Origin of the sequence: Oceanobacter sp. 3_MG-2023 (assembly GCF_030688925.1) — a bacterium.
Lineage (GTDB): Bacteria > Pseudomonadota > Gammaproteobacteria > Pseudomonadales > Oceanobacteraceae > Oceanobacter.
Genome location: NZ_JAUYVX010000003.1, coordinates 227,812 through 247,575, shown reverse-complemented (window position 1 = coordinate 247,575; position 19,764 = coordinate 227,812). Strand labels below are relative to the sequence as shown.

The window sequence follows — 19,764 nt, the reverse complement described above, 5'->3', positions numbered from 1 at the left end:
ACCTGCAGACGGTAATCAGACCGGGAACCGACACATGAAACAACTGATGATGATTGGCTTTGGAGCCATGGCAGAAGAAGTACTGGCGTTACTGCCAGAAGGCTTGCGCCTGGGCTGGGTCGTGACCACAGAGCGCAGCCGCGAGCGTATCGCCGCGCAACTGGGCGATCAGGTACAGGTAATTACGGCCATTGCGGCATGTGATGGCCAGCCCGATCTGGTTTTGGAATGTGCCGGTCAGCCGGGTATTCGCGCCCATGGTGTCGAAGTGCTGAAACGTGGCTGGGACCTGATGATGATTTCGATTGGTGCGCTGGCGGATCGTCAGCTGGCGGATCAACTGCAAGCGGCCGCGACGGTGGGTAACGCCCGTTTGCATGCCCTGCCTGGCGCCATTGCCGGTATCGACGGTCTGGCTGCGGCTCGCGAAGGTGGTCTGGATCAGGTGACCTATACCTGCCGTAAAAGCCCGCAAAGCTGGCGTGGCAGCCCGGCAGAAAAACTGATTGACCTGGCGTGTGTTGAGCAGCCGCAGGTGTTTTTTGAAGGCAGCGCCCGGCAAGCCGCGCTGACTTTTCCGGCCAATGCCAATGTCGCCGCAACGATCGCGCTGGCCAGTCTGGGTCTGGACGACACCCGGGTGCAGCTGGTGGTAGACCCGACGACGACCACCAACCAACACCAGATTTCAGCCCGTGGCCGGTTTGGTGAAATGAGCATCCAGCTGTGTGGCAAACCACTGGAACGTAACCCGAAAACCTCGACCCTGGCGGCGTTGAGTGTGGTCCGGGCCTGTCGCCAGAGTGTGTCGACGATCGTGATCTAGTTCGTCGTCCCGTACTGGGCAAGTTAACCCGATGTGCAAAAAAAGATTCCCGAGTGGGAAGGGGCTCCCCTTGCCGTTCGACCGCAATAACAGATGAGGAGGCGGATTATGGTCAAGCCAATATACATCGCAGGTGAATGGAAAAATGGCCGTGGCGATCTTCGCAGCACCTTTTTTCCTGCGGATGGCAGCAGCAATGCCGACATCGCCACCGCCAATGTCGATGATGTCGAAGAAGCGGTACAAGCGGCCGACCAGGCCTGGCGTGATCCGTCCTGGCGCAACAGCTTGCCCCATGAGCGCGCTGCGATTCTCTACCGTGTGGCGGATCTGATCACCGCCCGCGCCAGCGAACTGGCGGCGTTACAAACCCGCGACAACGGCAAGCCGTTGACGGAAACCATGGGTCTGGTGATGAGCGCCGCAGGCACTGCTCGCTACTTTGCCGCCGCCTGTGAAACGCTGGATGAAAGTTTGCCGAGCCAACGCTCCCGCGATTTTATGACCGCCAGCGTACACGAGCCGCTGGGAGTGGTGGTGGCCATCACGCCGTGGAACTCCCCCATTGCCAGTGAGATGCAGAAAATAGCTCCAGCGCTGGCCGCCGGGAATGCGGTGATCGTCAAACCCGCCGATGCCACACCGCTGGCTGCTCTGGAACTGGCCAAACTGTTTGAACAGGCCGGCTTGCCCAAAGGCTTGCTGAGTGTCTTGCCTGGCCGGGGTTCGGTCGTGGGTGAAGCGCTGGCCCGCCACCCGAAAGTGAACAAGATTTCGTTTACCGGCGGCACCTCAACCGGTCGCCACCTGGCTCATATTGCCGCTGAAAAGCTGATTCCGATCTCGCTGGAGCTGGGCGGCAAATCGCCCACCATCGTGCTGGAAGACGCCGATATTGAAATGGCTGCCCGTGGCGTGTGTTACGGCATCTTCAGCTCCGCGGGCCAGGCCTGTATCGCCGGTGCCCGACTGTTTGTGCATCAGAGCATATACGACACTTTTATGGCGCGCTTGCTGGAATTGACCCGGGGTTTGCGGGTCGGGCATCCCGAACACGCCGATACCCATATGGGTTCGCTGATCAATATGGCTCACCTCGACAGTGTGGCCGGATTTGTTGAACGGGCTCGTACTGATGGCGGCACCGTGTTGTGCGGTGGAGAACGTCTGACCGGAAAAACAGCAAGCTGTGATTACGACGCCGGGTGTTTTTATGCCCCGACGATCATCAGTGGCCTGAACAACAGCAGCTATGTCTGTCAGGAAGAAATATTTGGCCCGGTGCTGGTGGTGCTGCCATTTGATGATGAAGCCGACCTGATCGCCCAGGCCAACGACAGTATTTTTGGCCTGGCTGCGGGTATCTGGACGGAGAACTTCCGGCGCGGCTGGCGTCTGGCCCGGACTCTGGAAACCGGCACCATCTGGATGAACACCTATAAAAAATTCTCGGTATCGGCGCCGTTTGGTGGCTTTAAAGAGAGTGGTCTGGGGCGCGAGAAAGGCCGCGCCGGAGTGCTCGAATACATGCAACAAAAAAGTATTTATGTGGGCTTGAGTGACGAGCCCAACAACTGGTCTGCCTGATGGGCGACGAACCGCTATTGTTGGAGTGAATAGAATGAAAGAACAAGTAACCGTCGGTGAAGTCGTCGCTCGTATTCTGGAAGCCCATCGGGTCTCTGATATTTACGGCGTGATATCGATTCATAACTTGCCCATCGCCGATGCGATTGGCCGTCGTGAAAAAATGCACTTTGTTTGCGCCCGGGGTGAAGCCGGTGCGGCCACCATGGCCGATGCCCATAGCCGTTTTCAGGGGCTGGGTGTGTGTTTGACCAGCACCGGAGCCGGAGCCGGCAACGCCATTGGCTCCTTGATCGAAGCCTGCAATGCGGCCAGCCCGATGCTGCATATTACCGGTCAGGTGGAGTCGGCGTATCTGGATCGTGATGCCAGCTTTATCCACGAAGCCAAAGACCAGCTGACGTTTTTACGTGCGGCGAGCAAGGCAGCTTACCGGATTACGCACCCGGACCAGGTCGTTGGCATTCTGTGTGAGGCCATTCGTGTTGCCCGTACCGTGCCGATGGGGCCGGTCAGTGTTGAAATTCCGATCGATGTACAAGCCACCACTATTGATTTGCCCGACAATCTGGGGCCGATTGCCGTCCCGGCCATGCCAGTTGCCAATCAGGAAGAACTGAATGGCCTGTTGCAGCAGCTGCAACAGGCGCGTCGTCCTGTGATCTGGGTGGGCGGTGGTGCTGTTGCATCCGTTGCCGCCGTTACGGCACTGGCCGACAAAGGCATTCCGGTATTGTCGACCACACATGCCCGGGGCTTGCTGCCTGATGCGCATCCGCGCAGCCTGCGAGCCTTCCACAACAGCCCATCGGTCAAGCAACTGCTGGAAGACGCCGACCTGGTACTGGTGGTGGGTTCACGCTTGCGCAGTAATGAGACAGCCAGCTATTCGACTGAATTTGGCCGCCCGTTGATTCAGGTGGATGCTCATCCCGGTGCCCATAATCGTAATTATCAGGTTGACCAGTTTATTTGCTCAGACAGTGCGCCGGTACTGGAGTATCTGGCGGAATATCTGCCAGAACGTATCGACAGCGATTATGACCAAGCGATCACACAAGCCGTTGTACAGGCCGAAAGCACCTTGATTGAGCAGGTCGGCAACTACGCCAATATCTGTCAGGCGTTGCGTGATGCCTTGCCTGCTGATGGCATTTTTGTTCGCGATATCACGGTTTCCGGCTCAACCTGGGGCAGCCGCTTGTTGCCGTTCCAGCAGCCAAACCAGAATATCCACTCGCTGGCCGGTGCCATTGGTCTGGGCCTGGCTCACGGCATCGGTGCGGCGCTGGCCAACCCGGACAAAAAAGTCGCCACCATTGTGGGTGACGGCGGCTTGATGCTGGGTATTGGTGAGCTGGCCACCATGGTGCAGGAAAACACCGACATGGTGCTGATTGTGATGAACGACGGTGGTTATGGCGTGATGCGCGGTATCCAGAACAACTACTTTGGTGGCCGTCAGTATTACAACGAGCTGCACACCCCCAACTACGCCGAAGTGGGCAAGGCGATGGCAATGCCAAGCTGGCAAGTGGGTTCCAGTGACGCATTCCGCAGCGCCATTGCGGAAGCCATTGCGCTGGATGGCCCGGCGCTGATTGAAGTCGACATGACACTGGTTGGCCCGCTGGAGTTTGCCGGACCACCCCAGAAAAAACTGTATTAGAGAGGAGATTGCTGACGTCATGACGGATGCTGTTGAATATCGGCTGGAAAAAGACCTGTTGGGCGAACGAGAAGTACCTGCCAGCGCGTATTTTGGCATTCAGAGTCAGCGGGCAAAGGATAACTTTGACTTGAGTGGGGTGACGCTGGCGCATTTCCCCAAATTGATCAACGCCCTGGCGATGGTAAAGCAGGCGTGCGCGCTGGCCAACACCGAGCTGGGCTTGTTGGATCAGCAACGTTGCAACGCCATTGTGGCGGCGGGTGACCGGTTGCTGCAAGGACAGTTTCACCAGCAGTTTGTGGTGGATATGATTCAGGGCGGGGCGGGCACCTCGACCAATATGAATGCCAATGAAGTGATTGCCAATATCGGTCTGGAGCTGATGGGCCATGCCCGTGGTGACTACCAGTATCTACACCCGAACAACGACGTTAACCGGGCACAATCGACCAACGATGTGTACCCAACGGCGGCCCGGCTGGGCATTCTGCTCAGCCATGGCGATCTGGTCGAGTCACTGGTCAGCCTGCAGGCCTCGTTGCGAGACAAAAGCCACGAATTTGCCGATGTGATCAAAATGGGTCGCACCCAGTTGCAAGACGCTGTGCCCATGACCCTGGGACAGGAGTTTGGTGCCTGGGCTTCAACCCTGGGTGAAGATGTACGGGTGATTGCGGCCCTGTCGGAGCTGCTCAAGGAAGTCAATCTTGGCGGTACAGCCATTGGCACCGGCATTAACGCCGACCCCCGGTATGGCAAACTGGCCATCAAGCACCTGTCGAGTATCAGTGGTTTCGCCCTGACCCAGTCGGAAGATCTGATTGAAGCATCATCGGACATGGGCGCGTTTGTGCTGTTCTCCTCCATGTTGAAACGATTGGCGATCAAGCTATCCAAAATCTCCAATGATTTACGCTTGTTGAGCATGGGGCCACGGGCCGGTATCAATGAAATCAACTTGCCGCCGCAGCAACCTGGCAGCTCGATCATGCCTGGCAAGGTTAACCCGGTGATCCCGGAAGCCGTTAATCAGGTCGCCTATCAAGTCATGGGTCATGATTTGGCCATCTGTATGGCAGCTGAAGCTGGCCAGTTACAGCTGAACGCGATGGAGCCATTGATTGTTTACAATCTGCTGGAATCCATGCGACTGATCAAACGTGCCATGGTGATGCTGGAAAAACGTTGTATCAACGGCATTACCGCCAATCGCCAGGAATGTGCGGATATGGTGCATCATTCCATTGGTTTGGTAACGGCATTAAACCCCTATATCGGCTATGAAAATGCGACCCGGATTGCCCGTCGGGCCTTGCAGGAAAATCGCACAGTGATCGACCTGGTGGAAGAAGAGCAACTCTTGCCTGCCGCGGAACTACGCCGGATTCTGGAGCCAAAACGCCTGATCCATGCGGTACAGGACGTCGCTGTCCAATAGTCTGAGGCTGTAAAGCAACTAATTCAGCAAGCCCCGGATATTCTGTTACCCTTGCAGCTTTCATGTGTGGATATACAGGTATTTATGGCCAGCTTCTCAACCCATCTTGGCGGTGCCGCGATCGTCAGCGCGATGGCTTCATCATTGTTAGTCGTGACCAGCTGGGCTTCGTTTCCTGAAGCCCTCGTCTTGTTTCTGTTGGGGATGTTGGGCGGTATCTTGCCCGATATCGACTCGGATACATCCCGCCCGGTGGTCTGGGTATTCAACTGTCTCGGATCGTTGGCGGCGGGGGTGGCGTTGTGGCTGCTACTGCCTCACGCCAACGCCAGCTGGACGTCGCTGGCCACTGTCTGGGGTGGCATGGCGCTGGCTTATGCCCTGGCTGGCCCTGCTGCGATGGAGTTGTTTACGCGGTTAACGGTGCACCGGGGCGTGATTCATTCCCTGCTGGCGGCTTTCTGCTGTGGTTTGTTGACCGTTGTGATCATTGATCAGCTGTTTGATCGTGTCGCGGATTTCTGCTGGATTGGTGGTGGTTTTGTGACCGGTGGCTTTGTTGTACATTTATTGCTGGATGAACTCTACGCCGTGGATTTTAATGGGATGCGGTTAAAAAAGTCCTTTGGTACTGCCATCAAACCCATCAGTCTGGTTAACTGGCGTGGAACCATTGTATTGTTAATCACTTGCGGCGTGCTGTATCAGGTTGCTCCGGCACCCATGCGACTGACGCAGCCGGTTCAGTCTCTGATTGACCAGGTTATGACCCGGATACCATTGGTCGGACAGTCATAACAACGGCTATAGGCGTTTGTAGAAACAGGCGTATTGTAGGCCCGTAACTGATGTATGGCTCGCAGACAAGTCGCCATGTTGGCGGTATCGTAATGACACGGATGACACAACGATAATCAGCCCGGCAAGGAGGCCTGTGTGTTCCCATTGGTACGTTATACGGCGTTGATAGTATGCTTGGCAGCCCTGAACAGTGGCTGCTCAAGGGATGACGCCTCTGATCCAGCGGCTGCAGCAGCCGATACCGCCGCCGGTTCTGGTATATCGGCTTTGGCCAGCTATAACGCCGATATTCAACAGACCTCGGTTTCTGGCCTGTCATCCGGGGCCTTTATGGCCTCTCAGCTGTATATGGCTCACTCCGATATTATGGTGGGCATCGGGGTAATTGCCGGTGGTCCATATCTGTGTTCCCGCTCCTGGCCGATGGCCGCTCCGGCATTGACTGCCACCACCACCTGCATGACACCGCAATCCGAGCTGTTGCGACCCAATGTCTCGCGGCTGGTTGGCCTGACCCGGGAGCTGGAGCAGCAAGGCCGCATCGATGCGGTTATCAACCTGCAGGATGACCATCTATACCTGTTCAGTGGTCGCAGTGACGATACCGTGATCAGTCGAGTAGTGGACGCCACCCGAGACTATTTTGTACAGCTTGGCGTACCAGCCCAGCAAATACTCTACAACGACCAGATTAACGCTGGCCATGCGATCCTCACCAATAACAGCGATGATACCGATTGCGCCCTGACCCGTGCTCCCTTTATCAACAACTGCCAGTTTATGCAGTCCACCCGCATTCTTTCCTACCTGTATATGGATGCGATTCCACCGGCTCCAGAGGTATCCGGAGAACTGCTCGCATTTGACCAGCGCCCCTTTCTGGTCGGTGAACGAACCAGCATGGCAGAGACCGGCTATGTGTATGTACCGCAATATTGTCAGCAAAACAGCCGCTGCCGTATTCATGTGGCGCTGCATGGCTGCAAACAATCCTACGATGAAATTGGCGACGCCTATATCCGCACCACTGGCTACAACCAGATGGCCGACAGTAATCGGCTGATTGTGCTTTACCCCCAGGTGAACGTGTCTGACTTTGCACCACTGAACCCGCTCGGTTGCTGGGATTATTGGGGATACTCATCGGAAGATCTGGTTGATGCGGATTTTTACAGCAAGAAAGCACCGCAGATACAAGCGATCTACGCCATGATCCAGCGATTGAGTGACGCGTAACGAACCGCTCGACAAACAGACAGAGATTCAGAATAGTAACCAATCAACCCGGTCGTTTCAGACCAGCCGAATACCAAAAGTAGCAGATTAACAAAGGCAAACGATGAACAAGGTCGTTGAGTCGTTTGGATTTGTCGTGGTACGCGATCCGATCCGATCCAATGCCAATGCTTGGTCGTGATCACCAATACTTCCAAAGCAACACAAAGAGTGGTTATACGAGTAAAAGAATGTGATGACGAAGCAGCCGCTGGGACGTTGATATTCTCTGTTTAGCAGGGTGGCATTGAAGTGATACAGGATAGAGGCAAATGAGTAGCCTGATCTATGATATCCCGGCTGATGAACCATAGTAGGATACAAGCAATAATCGTTATGAACACATTGAGTGGAGCATTCCATGTTTAAAGAACTCAGACTGAAAAACGTCGGGCCTGCCAGCAGTATGACGCTGGAGTTTGGCGACCGTCTGAATCTGATCACTGGAGACAATGGTCTTGGCAAAAGCTTCTTGCTCGACATTATGTGGTGGTCTCTTACGCGCAAGTGGCCTGCAGAAATTAATTTGCGTTTGAATGTTGGTAAAAAAGTTTTGCCCCATAGCAGTGGTGAAGCGGAAATTTCATTCAAATTCAGCGGTAAAAAAAAGCCAGAGATATACACCAGCAAGTACCAGCGTCGGGAACAATCCTGGACCGGTCGCGCTGGACGTCCGGCTAATCCTGGATTGGTGTTATACGCCATGACGGATGGCAGTTTTGCAGTATGGGACCCTGCTCGAAACTATTGGAAGAAACAGGGAAATATGGACGTTCAGGAGCGTCGTCCAGCCTATGTGTTTACGCCGCAGGAAGTTTGGCAAGGATTGGAAGTAGACGGGACTGTGCTGTGCAATGGTTTGATTGATGATTTGTCGTCCTGGCAGAAGGAAAAGGGGGAAGCGTTCTCCCTGATTCAAAAGGTGCTCAAAACATTGTCACCTTCACAGCATGAGACTTTGGCACTTGGTGACCTTACCCGGATTAGCCTCGATGACGCTCGGGATATTCCAACTATCCGTATGCCTTATGGTCAGGATGTTGCTGTTATTCATGCTTCTTCCGGTATTCGCAGGATTCTGGCTTTGGCCTACTTTCTGATTTGGGCTTGGCAAGAACACAAGATGGCCGCCAGATTGCTGGACGAAGAACCGACACAGCAAGTAATTTTCCTGATTGATGAAGTGGAATCTCACCTGCACCCAAGCTGGCAGCGGTCAGTTGTACCGTCGTTGCTCAGAGTGATGGAAGAGTTGGCTACCGGCCCTGATGTGCAGGTGGTAACGGCAACGCATTCTCCATTGATTATGGCCTCGGCAGAGCCGTTGTTTAATGCTCGTAAAGACGCCTGGTTTGACCTGGACTTCAGAGCTCAGCAGGTTGCACTCACCCGACGTGAGTTTATCCGTCAGGGCGATGCAGCGAGCTGGCTGACCAGCGAAGCCTTTGATCAAAAAGGCGCTGGATCTCTGGAAGCAGAGCAGGCTCTCGAAAAAGCGTCCTATGCTATGGCGGCCCCAAACTTTTCCAAACAGGATGCGCTCGCGTTACATTCGGAATTACAGAAGGTGCTCAGTGATACCGATCCGTTCTGGATACGCTGGCGCTTTGTTGGCGAGAAAAAAGGGTGGCTCTGACATGCTGCACGTACCTCCACAGCCAGAGCCAGCCGACTTCGATGTCAACGTTCGCCAGAAAGGGTTGGCCTATCTCGATAAACAGGGCTTTGCTCTCGATCAGCCTTTGCCGCCCAAGGCCAAAATAGAAGCCTACTGGACGAGCTGTCTCGATGATCTGTTCGATCAATACAGCAGTACCTGTGCTTACCTGGCTGTTCATATTGAACGGATAACAGCGACTGGCAGTGTCGATCATTTTGCCCCTAAATCACAGCTGCCTGCCCAAGCGTATGAATGGTCAAACTATCGTTTGGTTTGTAGTCGAATGAATAGCCGTAAACGTGAGTTTCAGGATGTGCTCGACCCGTTCCTGATTGAAAACGGCTACTTCCAACTTGAACTGGTGAGTGGTCGGATCTTCCCAAACCCAGATCTGGGTGCCGCAACAAGAAAGAGGGTTATCGATACGATTGCTCGCCTTGGGTTGGATGATGCTGGTTGTAGAAGTCTGAGAGCAGAGCATTTTGGTTATTACCTCTCTGAGGATATCACCGCCAGTTTTCTGAAAAAAATGTCGCCATTTGTCTGGTATGAAGCCAATCGGCAAGGACTGTTATGTCGTTGAGTTTCAGACCAAGTTGGAGATGCTGTGCCGAGTGCCTGTGCTGCTGTGTAGTGGTCAAATAACCCCAGACACTCTAGTCCAATGATTTCAGACACCAACGTCGGTGGAAATATCGCCGAGGTTCTTTTTCTCCTGAGTACAAACAGGAAAAAGCTAGCCAGGTGCTGGGTTAACCAACTAACCGAGGAGCGTGACGGTATCACCCCGAAGGGCAAGGCCTTAACCCCGGAGCAGCGTCGTATTCAGGAGCTGGAAGCCCGCTGCAAGCGCCTTGAACAGGAAAAAGACATACTAAAAAAGGCTACCGCTCTTTTGATGTCGGACGAGATGAATCGTACGCGCTGATAGACCAGTTGAGTGAGCGAATGTCTGTTGAAATGGTCTGCAATGCGTTTGATATCAGCCGTTCCAGCTATTACGAGTACCGCCATCGGCGGAACCACGTTGATGTGGAGCGCATGGCCCTGAGGGCCCAGGTAAACCGCCTGTTCACCAAGAGCCGAAGCTCTGCCGGCAGCCGGACAATCAAAGGCTTGCTCAGGGAGGAAGGCACTGCCGTCGGTCGTTTCAAGGTTCGACGACTTATGAGCGAGCTGGGCCTGATCTGTAAGCAGCCAGGCCCTCACGCTTACAAGCAGGCCACCGTTGAACGGCCGGATATTCCCAACCACCTGGATCGTGAGTTTGCAGTAGAGCAGCCCGATCGGATTTGGTGTGGCGACATCACTTACATCTGGAGCGGTCAGCGATGGAGCTATCTGGCTGTGGTGCTGGATCTGTACGCCCGTCGTGTTGTTGGCTGGGCAATGTCATCCAGTCCGGATGCGGACTTGGTTGTAAAAGCACTGGATCACGCCTGGGAACACCGTGGTCAGCCAGAGAAAGTTATGTTCCACTCGGATCAGGGAAGCCAGTATGCCAGTCGTAAGTTCCGTCAGAGGCTATGGCGTTATCGAATGACCCAAAGCATGAGCCGTCGTGGCAACTGCTGGGATAACGCACCGATGGAAAGACTGTTCCGAAGTCTGAAATCTGAGTGGATACCGGCCCTAGGCTATCGCAACCTAGCCGAGGCCAAGAAGGATGTTGGTGGTTATCTGATGGACTACTACAACCGGCAGCGACCTCATACATTCAACGACGGCATTTCGCCCGTTGCAGCTGAGGAAAACTTTAAAATACTGTCCGGGATTAGTTGACCACTACAGGGTGACACAGAAGGGGTGACACAGAATTTTGAACACTACCAACCTACAGTTCTGGTTGTTGAGAATTTATCGCGGTGCTACGTTGATTTAAGCGTATTCGCTAATGAAAACCGCTCTAGAATTCACGTAGAAGCGCCATTTTTAGTACAAAAAATGATCAATTTTTGAGGCTGAGATTTTTCTGCAGTCTCGTTAGTTGCTTCTTGTGGTGTCGTGACATTATGGTGTCATGGTGCTACGATGTTCTTGTCGAATTAATGGAGACATAATCATGAGTAACCTATCAAAACGTTCTACCGTTTACTTTGAGCCGGAGATACATCAAGCACTAAAAATACGTGCTGCTTCAGCTCATTTATCAATTTCTGAGTTAATAGATGAAGCTGTTCGTTTATTAATGCGTGAAGATCAAGAAGATTTAGCCGCTGTATCAGCAAGAGCCAATGAGCCTGATATTTCATATGAAGATTTATTAAATGATTTGAAGTCACATGGAAAAATATAGAATAACGTTTAAAAAGTCAGTGGCTAAAGATTTACGAGTTATACCTAAAAACGATATAAAAAAGATCCTAAGTAAAATAGATACATTAGCTGTAGACCCCCGTGGTGAAGGTTGTATTAAACTTTCAGGGCAAGAAAATTATCGAGTTCGCCAAGGTTTATATCGAATAGTGTATGAAATAAAAGATGATGTACTTGTTGTTAATGTAGTAAAAGTTGCTCATAGATCACATGTGTATAAAAGCAACTAACAAGTCAATTAAGCAGGACAAAAAACAGTTGGCTTTTGCTCCTTCGTCACTAATTTTAGCCAACAATTTTTTGCCTCTTAACGAGGCGTTCAGGCTGTAGAAAAACCTCCCGAACGATGGTCTGATCGGGCGTTTGAAACGCAGGAGGCGGTGATGGCCCGATTCAAGCACTACGACTACAATCAAACGTCGATGGTTATTAATTACCTGGATCAGTTACAGCCGGGGGCATTTGAGCACGCTCTGCATTACCCCTGTTTTTTATAAAGAGGCTGAAAAGCTGGATCTGTCCGCGTTTCACCAGCCCTACAAAAATGACCAAGAAGGCCGCTCAGTACGATCCAGCCATTTTGCTAAAAATCAGCCTGTTTGCTTATTCCAAAGGCATCACTTCCAGCCGTGAGATTCAGTGGTGCTGTGAAACCAATATCCTCTGTATCGAAAGTGAGCGATTGTCAGACTTTTAATGACCTTTAAAAGGGAGCTGGGTAAACTTACGCAAAACTTATACAAGCGGCTGCTAAGGAGCGTTCATGTCATCCAATCAACCACCGTTCGGGGTGCTGTTGGTCAATCTTGGGACACCAGAGGCCCCAACCGCTGGGGCGGTGCGCAAGTATCTGGCGGAATTTCTGTGGGACCCCCGGGTGGTGGATGTTGCGCGGCCATTGTGGTGGCTGATTTTACATGGCGTGATTTTGCGTATTCGTCCTGCCCGGGTAGCCAGGGCCTATGCTTCGGTCTGGCGTGAAGACGGTTCACCACTGATGCACTTTTCCCTGTTACAGCAGCAGGCATTAAAAGAAGCACTGAGCCAGCACTATGGCTGCGATATTCCGGTTGCCCTCGCCATGACCTATGGCCAGCCGGATATGGAACAGGTTGGCAGAAGCCTGCGTCAGGATGGTGTCAGCAATATGCTGGTGCTGCCGCTTTATCCACAATATTCCTCATCCACAACGGCGGCGGTTTTTGATCGGTTGGCCAAAGGGTTAAAACGCTGCCCGCATCTGCCTGGCATGCGCTGGATCAATAGTTACTACAATCATCCTTTGTATATCCAGGCGCTGGCCCAGTCGGTGCGGGATTATTGGCAGGAACATGGGCGGGGCGACCGCTTGATGATGTCGTTTCACGGTATTCCGCAGCGTTATGAAGATAAGGGAGATCCTTATCCGGCACAGTGTCGGGAAACGGCTCACTTGCTGGCAGACGCATTAAAGCTGTCGCCAGAGCAATGGATCTGTTCTTTTCAGTCGCGCTTTGGTCGGGAAGAGTGGGTCAAGCCTTACACTGACCATACGCTCAAGGCGTGGGGCGCAGAAAAGGCCGGACGGGTGGATATTATCAGTCCAGCCTTTGCCGTTGATTGTCTGGAAACCCTGGAAGAACTGGATGTTGAAAACCGTGAGCTGTATCTGGCGTCGGGTGGCAGCGATTTCCATTACATCCCTTGCCTGAACGATCGTGACGATCATATTCAGATGATGGTGGAGCTGGTCAGCAGTAACACCCAGGGCTGGCGCTGATTCCGGGGAACCGGGCTATAAACGGCTGATTGACAGGGCGGCAGGCGTTGATGTCGGGCCGGAGGATAGACAAGCAAAATCCATCCCGAGCGGGGTTGTGTGGTGGTGTTGACGGGTGCCAATTATGCCCATGATTGCCTCTTCGCATGGGTTGATCAATTGTCATAAAAACATCTTTGACTTTGCTATAACGGCTTAATAATCTGCCTGACTACAGAGACGAAGCAGGCTGGTATATCACCTGCAAATGATGATGTGGGCCGTGCCGTGAAACGATGCGGAATAAACCATGGACAACCCTGTTGACTGGAATGACGTATGAATATCTATGTTGGCAACTTGCCTTACTCCACAACCCAGGATGAACTGCACGAGCTGTTTTCCCGCTTTGGCGAGGTAGAGCGGGCAACGGTAGTCATCGACCGTGAAACCAATCGCTCCAAAGGATTCGGTTTTGTCGAAATGGCCAGCAGCAGTGATGCCAGCAGCGCTATTGAAGCCTTGAATAACACCGATTTGAATGGTCGGGTTTTACGGGTGAACGAAGCCAAGCCCAGAGAGAATCGACCTCGTACACCACGGGCACCGCGGCCGAGCTGAGTCTCTGGCCAGCAGTGGGCTGCTGGTATCTCCATAACGAGACATTGCTTCCGGTTTTGTACGATAGAGGACGGTTTTTGTCCTCTCTGGTCATAGCCGCCGTTACCCTCTTGTGGAAGCATGATGGCACTCTTTCTGCCGGAACTGCATGCCATGACTTCTTCCTACCCATCGACTAGCTCACCCTCTGCGCCGCGTGTGACCTGGGAGGTGAGTCAGCACATCGCCGTGGTGTATCTGAACCGGCCGGATAAACTGAACGGGCTGGATCGGCCCATGTTCCAACAGTTGATTCAGTGCGCCCGTGATATTCGTCGGGATCGTTCGATCCGGGTGGTGATATTGGCCGCCAGGGGCGATTCGTTTTGCGCCGGGCTGGATTTTGCGGCGGTCAGCAAGGACCGCTGGATGATTCCCAATCTGCTGCTGAAATGGCCCTGGAGCAAAACCAATCTGGCCCAGCAAATTGCCATGTGTTGGCGAGACTTACCGGTGCCCGTGATTGCGGTGGTGCACGGCAACTGTTTTGGTGGTGGCTTGCAGATGGCGCTGGCGGCTGACTTTCGTTTTGCCGATGTGCAAACCCGTTTTTCCATTATGGAAATGAAATGGGGGTTGATACCGGATATGAGTATTCTGACCAGCCTGACCAATCTCACACGTCAGGATATTGCCAAAGAACTGACCATGACTGGACGGGTGTTCGATGCTGCGGAAGCGCAGTCATATGGACTGGTAACGCAAGTGAGTGAGACGCCGATGGATGCCGCCATGGCCCTGGCCCAGAAGTTGGCCCAGCAGTCGCCGGACGCGATTGTGGCGACCAAGCGGCTGTTTAATCAAGGCTGGAAGCGAGGCGAATGGTCGGCGTTACGACTGGAGCGTTGGCTGCAATACGGCTTGCTGGGGCGTAAAAACCAGCAAATAGCGATGAAGAATGGCCTGAATAAAGGCTCGAAAGAGCCACGACCCTTTGAGCCGCGGCGCTGAGGTCAGTGATTACCGGCATGGCATGGCAGAGAGGTAAGAGGTATCAGTCTTCGCCAATAAATCCACCGGTCTGATGGGCCCAGAGCTGGGCGTAAATTCCGCCCTGAGCCAGCAGTTGCTGATGAGACCCTTGTTCGACAATACGGCCTTGATCCATTACCAGCAGGCGATCCATGGCGGCAATGGTCGACAGCCGGTGGGCAATGGCAATCACTGTCTTGTTTTCCATCAATTTGTAGAGGCTGGCCTGAATCGCCGCTTCGACTTCAGAATCCAGTGCCGAAGTTGCTTCGTCCATCATCAGGATCGGCGCATCTTTCAACAACACCCGGGCGATGGCGATCCGCTGGCGCTGGCCACCCGACAGTTTGACACCACGTTCACCGACCTGGGCATCAAACCCCTTGTTGCCATAAGGGTCGTGCAGGCCGTGAATAAAGTCGAGGGCTTCGGCTTTGCGGGCCGCTTCTATCATATCTGCTTCGCTGGCATCCGGGCGACCATACAGAATATTGTCACGCACGCTGCGGTGTAACAACGAGGTATCCTGAGTGATCATGCCGATATTGGCGCGCAGGCTGTCCTGGGTAACGTCGGCAATGTTCTGGCCGTCGATACGAATGGTGCCACTGTCGATATCGTAAAACCGTAACAACAGGTTGATCAGGGTGGACTTGCCCGCCCCTGAGCGGCCGACCAGACCAATTTTTTCACCTGGCTGGATGTGAATGTCCAGATCACTGAAAATCTGCCGGTGGGTGTCGGAGTCGATGCCCTGATACCGGAAGTTGACCTTGTCCAGCGTGATTTCTCCACGTTGGACGGTCAGTGCCTGGGCGTCCGGTTTGTCCAGCACACTCAATGGTGTCGACAAGGTATTGATGCCATCGGAGACGGTGCCCAGGTTTTCAAACAGGGTGCCGACTTCCCACATAATCCACTGCGACATGCCGTTGATACGCAAGGCCAGGCTGACCGCAATGGCAATGGCGCCGACACTGATGGCGTGCTCCATCCAGAGCCAGATCGACAGGGCTGCTATGGTAAATACCAGCAAGTAGTTGATGGATTGCACGGCGACATTCAGACCGGTGCCGAGTCGCATTTGCTGGTGTACTGAGTCCATAAATCCAGTCATTGATTCACGGGCGTAGGCGGTTTCACGCTGGCTGTGGGAAAACAGTTTGACGGTCTGGATATTGGTGTAGCTGTCGACGATGCGGCCGGTCATTTGTGAGCGGGCATCGGCTTGTGCCGCCGAAACCCGTTTGAGTCGTGGTACAAAATAGATCTGGATCAGCACATAGGCCAGCAGCCAACCCAGCATCGGCAGTATCAGCCGCCAGTCGGCTGCCGCGACCATCACAATAATGGCGGTGAAATACACCAGGATATAGACCAGTACATCCAGCAGTTTCATGACGGTTTCGCGCACGGCGAGGGCCGATTGCATCACCTTGGTGGCGACACGTCCGGCAAAGTCATCCTGATAAAAAGCCAGACTCTGGCGCAACAGATAACGGTGTGCCAGCCAGCGAATTTTCATCGGGTAGTTGCCCATCAGGGTCTGGTGCACCAGCGCCGAATGCAGAAAGCTGGTTAATGGCATCAGCACCAGAATCACCAGCGCCATGCCGATCAGGCTGGCGTATTCTTCCTGCAAAAAGGTATCGGGATTTTTTTCCGATAACCAGTCAACCAGATTACCCATAAAGCCAAACAGGGATACCTCCAGAATCGCTGCCAGCGCCGTCAGCAATGACATGCAGACCAGTGGAATCTCAACTCCATGACTGTAATGGCGACAAAAGGCATACAGGCCTTTGGGGGGCTGTTCCGGTTGCTCAGGTGGGAAAGGGTTAACCAATCGTTCGAAAAAATTCAGCATAGGATAAAAGCTCGGACACTCGTCAGGCAGAGTGAATCAGGAAGGCGGGTTTGGCCCAATGGCCTGATTCACGAAAGCCGCTACCTTAAACCAGAGACGTGACCTTGATAAGTCTGTTCGATGGATTGCCCTGTTCGAACAGACTGGCCGTGCGTGTGGGTGCCGCACGGCGGACTGGGGTCAGTGACAGTATCCCAGCTGGATGGCTTGCTGTGTCAGCTCCTCTCGGAACTTGGGATGGGCGATACCAATCAACGCTTTTACCCGTTGCGGGATCGACATGCCTTTCAGGCAGACATTGCCGTATTCGGTGACGATATAATGGGCATCCATCCGGGTATCGGTCACAGTGCCGCCGGTCAACTGCGGCACAATCCGGCTCAGGTTGTCGTGCTTGGCGGTGGAGTGCAGGGCGACAAACGAACGGCCACCTTTGGAACCGTAAGCCCCACGAACAAAGTCCAGCTGGCCGCCGGTGCCCGAGAACGGATGGCCAAGAATCTGCTCGGCGTTGATCTGGCCAGTGATATCCACCTCAATGGCGGAGTTGACCGAGACAATATTGGGGTTTTCCCGGATCACGCTGGGATTGTTTACCCAGGAAGCCGGGAAGCCCACGATCGAGGGGTTATCGTCCATAAAATCAAACATCGCCCGATCGCCCAGTGCCAGAGTAAAGACGTGTTTGTGCTGCATGACACGCTTGAGGCGTCCATTCAGGGCACCACACTTGATCAGCTTGACCATGGCCGGAGAAAACAACTCCGAATGCAACCCCAGGTTCTGGTGGTGCTCCAGCATGGACAAGACCGCATTGGGTACACCACCAACGCCCATTTGCAGCGTGTCGCCGTTATCAATCCGCTCCGCGACCTGACGGGCAATGGCCCAGTCGACATCGGATGCGGCTGCGTCTGGCAGCTCGGTGAGTGGCACATCGGCTTCGATCAGCGCTTCAACTTCTGAAATATGCACCGAACATTCACCAAAGGTACGCGGCATATGGTGATTGACTTCGACAATCACCTTGCGGGCTTTGCGGATCACCGTGGCGCTGTAATCGGCGTTGGTGCCGAGGCTGAAATAGCCGTGTTTATCCATCGGCGACACTGTCACCATCAGACAATCCGGGCTGATGTTTTCGGTCAACATCCGGCCTACCTGGTGAAACGACGAAGGGACAAACTCGATCCAGGGGTGGTTGGCATTGTTCTTGACAGCCAGACGGTCATAACTGCTCAGAAACAGGCAACGAGGTGTAAATTTACCCCGCATGGCAGGGGTCAGCAGTTGTTCTTGCAACGTTGCGGAGCCGTGCATGTAATAAATGTTAAGCGCAGGCAGGGCATCGTTTTTATAGGCATCCGCAATCGCCGTAATCAGCGCTGGTGGCATGGCGACTCCCATACCGAGAATCAGGTTGTGGCAATCACTCAGTCGCTCCGCAGCCTGTGATGGCGTCAGGCGTTTTTCCATATACAAATCATTCCAGCTCATAAGGCGTCCTTTGGGTTAAGCGGGTCAGGAGGAAATAGTAATCGATGGGTTTTATAGCATCATCTGCCACTGATACGGCAGTATTGAGACGATCTGGATCAAGGTTTGGGTGATTGCTTGTGGCTGCCGATGTTGATCATATTCTGTGATCGTAAAGAGAAAAAAATAGCGCTTTTACTTCTCGTAAATAACCCTATCTTTGCGCCTCCCAATCAGCACCCACGCTGACGGATCTTATTCGAGGAGACAACGAGCCAGATGCTCACTCAACCAGAAGATTACTACGACGCCGATACCTTTGCGCGCATCAAAGCCTTTGCCGATCAACAGGAAACCCCTTGCCTGGTGATTGATACACAGCTGTTTGCCCAGCAACTGGATTCCTTGCTGGACTGTTTTCCGTACGCCAAAACCTACTATGCCGTGAAAGCCAACCCGGCCCCGGAATTGCTGGCGATATTGCAGCAACGTGGTTGTAATTATGATGTGGCATCACGGTATGAGCTGGACAAGGTGTTGGCATTGGGTGTGTCTGGTGATCGGGTGAGTTTTGGTAATACCATCAAAAAAGCGGCTGATATCCGCTACTTTTTTGACAAGGGTGTCACTCTGTTTGCCTCCGACAGCGAAGCCGATCTGCGTAATATTGCCCGTGCGGCTCCCGGTGCCCGGGTATTTATTCGTATTCTGACCGAGGGGGCCCAAACCGCCGATTGGCCGTTGTCGCGCAAATTTGGCTGTCAGACCGATATGGCGCTGGATCTGTGTATTCTGGCGCGTGATCTGGGGTTGGTGCCGTATGGTATTTCCTTCCATGTGGGGTCCCAGCAGCGTGAAATAGGTGTTTGGGACTCCGCCATCGCGAAAGTGAAATGGATCTTCGAACGACTGCAAGAAGAAGATGGCATCAAGCTGCAAATGATCAACCTGGGGGGCGGTTTTCCGGCCAACTATATTAGCCGCACCAACGATCTGGAAACCTACGCCGAAGAAATTACCCGCTATCTGCGAGAAGATTTTGGTGATGACTTCCCGGAAGTGATCCTGGAGCCGGGTCGTTCGCTGGCAGCCAATGCGGGGGTGTTGGTCAGTGAAGTGGTGCTGATCAGCCGCAAGACCCGATTTGGGTTACACCGATGGGTGTACACCGACATCGGTAAATTTGGTGGGTTTATTGAAACCATGGATGAAGCGATCAAGTACCCCCTGTATGTTGAGAAAAAAGGCGAAGCAGAAGAGTGCGTGATTGCCGGGCCAACCTGCGATAGCGCTGATATCTTGTATGAAGATTACAAATATCAATTGCCGCTGAATCTGGCGATGGGGGATCGTATGTACTGGTTTTCTACCGGGGCTTACACCACCACCTACAGCGCGGTGGAATTTAACGGCTTCCCGCCGTTACAGGCGTATTGCATCTGAATCTGACGGACAGCCACGGAGGGCGTCCCTATA

17 protein-coding genes and 1 pseudogene are annotated in these 19,764 nt (G+C 53.5%); 16 read left to right on the top strand and 2 right to left on the bottom strand.

Translation table 11 applies throughout. The annotated features are described in order from the left end of the window. Positions 1–34 precede the first annotated feature (34 nt). The 15 genes and pseudogenes from Q8W32_RS04500 to Q8W32_RS04430 all read left to right on the top strand — a co-directional run bounded on the left by Q8W32_RS04500 (position 35) and on the right by Q8W32_RS04430 (position 14,924). Positions 35–826 carry an aspartate dehydrogenase gene (locus tag Q8W32_RS04500; protein ID WP_303433936.1) on the top strand — a complete coding sequence of 264 codons (792 nt, stop codon included), beginning with the start codon at positions 35–37 and terminating at the stop codon, positions 824–826. A 108-nt stretch (positions 827–934) separates the two neighbouring features. Then, positions 935–2,413 (top strand): aldehyde dehydrogenase, encoded by a 1,479-nt coding sequence (locus tag Q8W32_RS04495; protein WP_305413872.1) that lies wholly within the window; start codon positions 935–937, stop codon positions 2,411–2,413. Positions 2,414–2,447: 34 nt separating this feature from the next. Next, positions 2,448–4,082 carry a thiamine pyrophosphate-binding protein gene (locus Q8W32_RS04490; protein WP_303433932.1) on the top strand — a complete coding sequence of 545 codons (1,635 nt, stop codon included), beginning with the start codon at positions 2,448–2,450 and terminating at the stop codon, positions 4,080–4,082. Between the two features lie 19 nt (positions 4,083–4,101). Beyond that, positions 4,102–5,523 carry an aspartate ammonia-lyase gene (locus tag Q8W32_RS04485; protein ID WP_303433930.1) on the top strand — a complete coding sequence of 474 codons (1,422 nt, stop codon included), beginning with the start codon at positions 4,102–4,104 and terminating at the stop codon, positions 5,521–5,523. Between the two features lie 84 nt (positions 5,524–5,607). Next, positions 5,608–6,321, top strand: coding sequence for a metal-dependent hydrolase (locus Q8W32_RS04480; protein ID WP_305413871.1), 714 nt, complete (start codon positions 5,608–5,610; stop codon positions 6,319–6,321). Positions 6,322–6,459: 138 nt separating this feature from the next. After that, positions 6,460–7,560, top strand: coding sequence for a poly(3-hydroxybutyrate) depolymerase (locus Q8W32_RS04475; RefSeq protein ID WP_305413870.1), 1,101 nt, complete (start codon positions 6,460–6,462; stop codon positions 7,558–7,560). A 400-nt stretch (positions 7,561–7,960) separates the two neighbouring features. Continuing rightward, positions 7,961–9,235, top strand: a complete 1,275-nt coding sequence (locus tag Q8W32_RS04470) for an ATP-binding protein (protein WP_305413869.1) — start codon at positions 7,961–7,963, stop codon at positions 9,233–9,235. A 1-nt stretch (position 9,236) separates the two neighbouring features. Then, entirely contained in the window at positions 9,237–9,842 is a 606-nt protein-coding gene (locus Q8W32_RS04465; protein ID WP_305413868.1) for a hypothetical protein, read from the top strand. A 159-nt stretch (positions 9,843–10,001) separates the two neighbouring features. Then, positions 10,002–11,041, top strand: a pseudogene (locus Q8W32_RS04460) (IS3 family transposase); the annotation flags it as partial. 280 nt (positions 11,042–11,321) lie between these two features. Then, on the top strand, positions 11,322–11,555 hold the full coding sequence (locus Q8W32_RS04455) for a hypothetical protein (RefSeq protein WP_305413867.1): 234 nt from the start codon (positions 11,322–11,324) through the stop codon (positions 11,553–11,555). Then, on the top strand, positions 11,542–11,805 hold the full coding sequence (locus tag Q8W32_RS04450) for a type II toxin-antitoxin system RelE/ParE family toxin (protein WP_305413866.1): 264 nt from the start codon (positions 11,542–11,544) through the stop codon (positions 11,803–11,805). The genes Q8W32_RS04455 and Q8W32_RS04450 overlap by 14 nt, the downstream gene beginning before the upstream one ends. A 314-nt stretch (positions 11,806–12,119) precedes the next feature. Beyond that, positions 12,120–12,272 carry a transposase gene (locus Q8W32_RS04445; protein WP_305413865.1) on the top strand — a complete coding sequence of 51 codons (153 nt, stop codon included), beginning with the start codon at positions 12,120–12,122 and terminating at the stop codon, positions 12,270–12,272. 66 nt (positions 12,273–12,338) lie between these two features. Further along, on the top strand, positions 12,339–13,334 hold the full coding sequence (hemH, locus tag Q8W32_RS04440) for a ferrochelatase (RefSeq protein ID WP_305413864.1): 996 nt from the start codon (positions 12,339–12,341) through the stop codon (positions 13,332–13,334). 318 nt (positions 13,335–13,652) lie between these two features. Beyond that, positions 13,653–13,934: an RNA-binding protein gene (locus tag Q8W32_RS04435; protein WP_303432978.1), complete on the top strand. Its 282-nt coding sequence runs from the start codon at positions 13,653–13,655 to the stop codon at positions 13,932–13,934. A 123-nt stretch (positions 13,935–14,057) separates the two neighbouring features. Further along, positions 14,058–14,924, top strand: a complete 867-nt coding sequence (locus Q8W32_RS04430; RefSeq protein ID WP_305413863.1) for a crotonase/enoyl-CoA hydratase family protein — start codon at positions 14,058–14,060, stop codon at positions 14,922–14,924. A gap of 43 nt (positions 14,925–14,967) precedes the next feature. On the opposite strand, the gene Q8W32_RS04425 is transcribed toward Q8W32_RS04430, so the two are convergent. Continuing rightward, positions 14,968–16,812, bottom strand: coding sequence for an ABC transporter ATP-binding protein (locus Q8W32_RS04425; protein WP_303432976.1), 1,845 nt, complete (start codon positions 16,810–16,812; stop codon positions 14,968–14,970). A gap of 180 nt (positions 16,813–16,992) precedes the next feature. Next, positions 16,993–18,309, bottom strand: coding sequence for an acetyl-CoA hydrolase/transferase family protein (locus Q8W32_RS04420; protein WP_305413862.1), 1,317 nt, complete (start codon positions 18,307–18,309; stop codon positions 16,993–16,995). A gap of 258 nt (positions 18,310–18,567) precedes the next feature. Between Q8W32_RS04420 and Q8W32_RS04415 the strand changes: the two genes are divergently transcribed. Continuing rightward, positions 18,568–19,731 carry a type III PLP-dependent enzyme gene (locus Q8W32_RS04415; protein ID WP_305413861.1) on the top strand — a complete coding sequence of 388 codons (1,164 nt, stop codon included), beginning with the start codon at positions 18,568–18,570 and terminating at the stop codon, positions 19,729–19,731. The last annotated feature ends 33 nt before the right edge of the window (positions 19,732–19,764 follow it).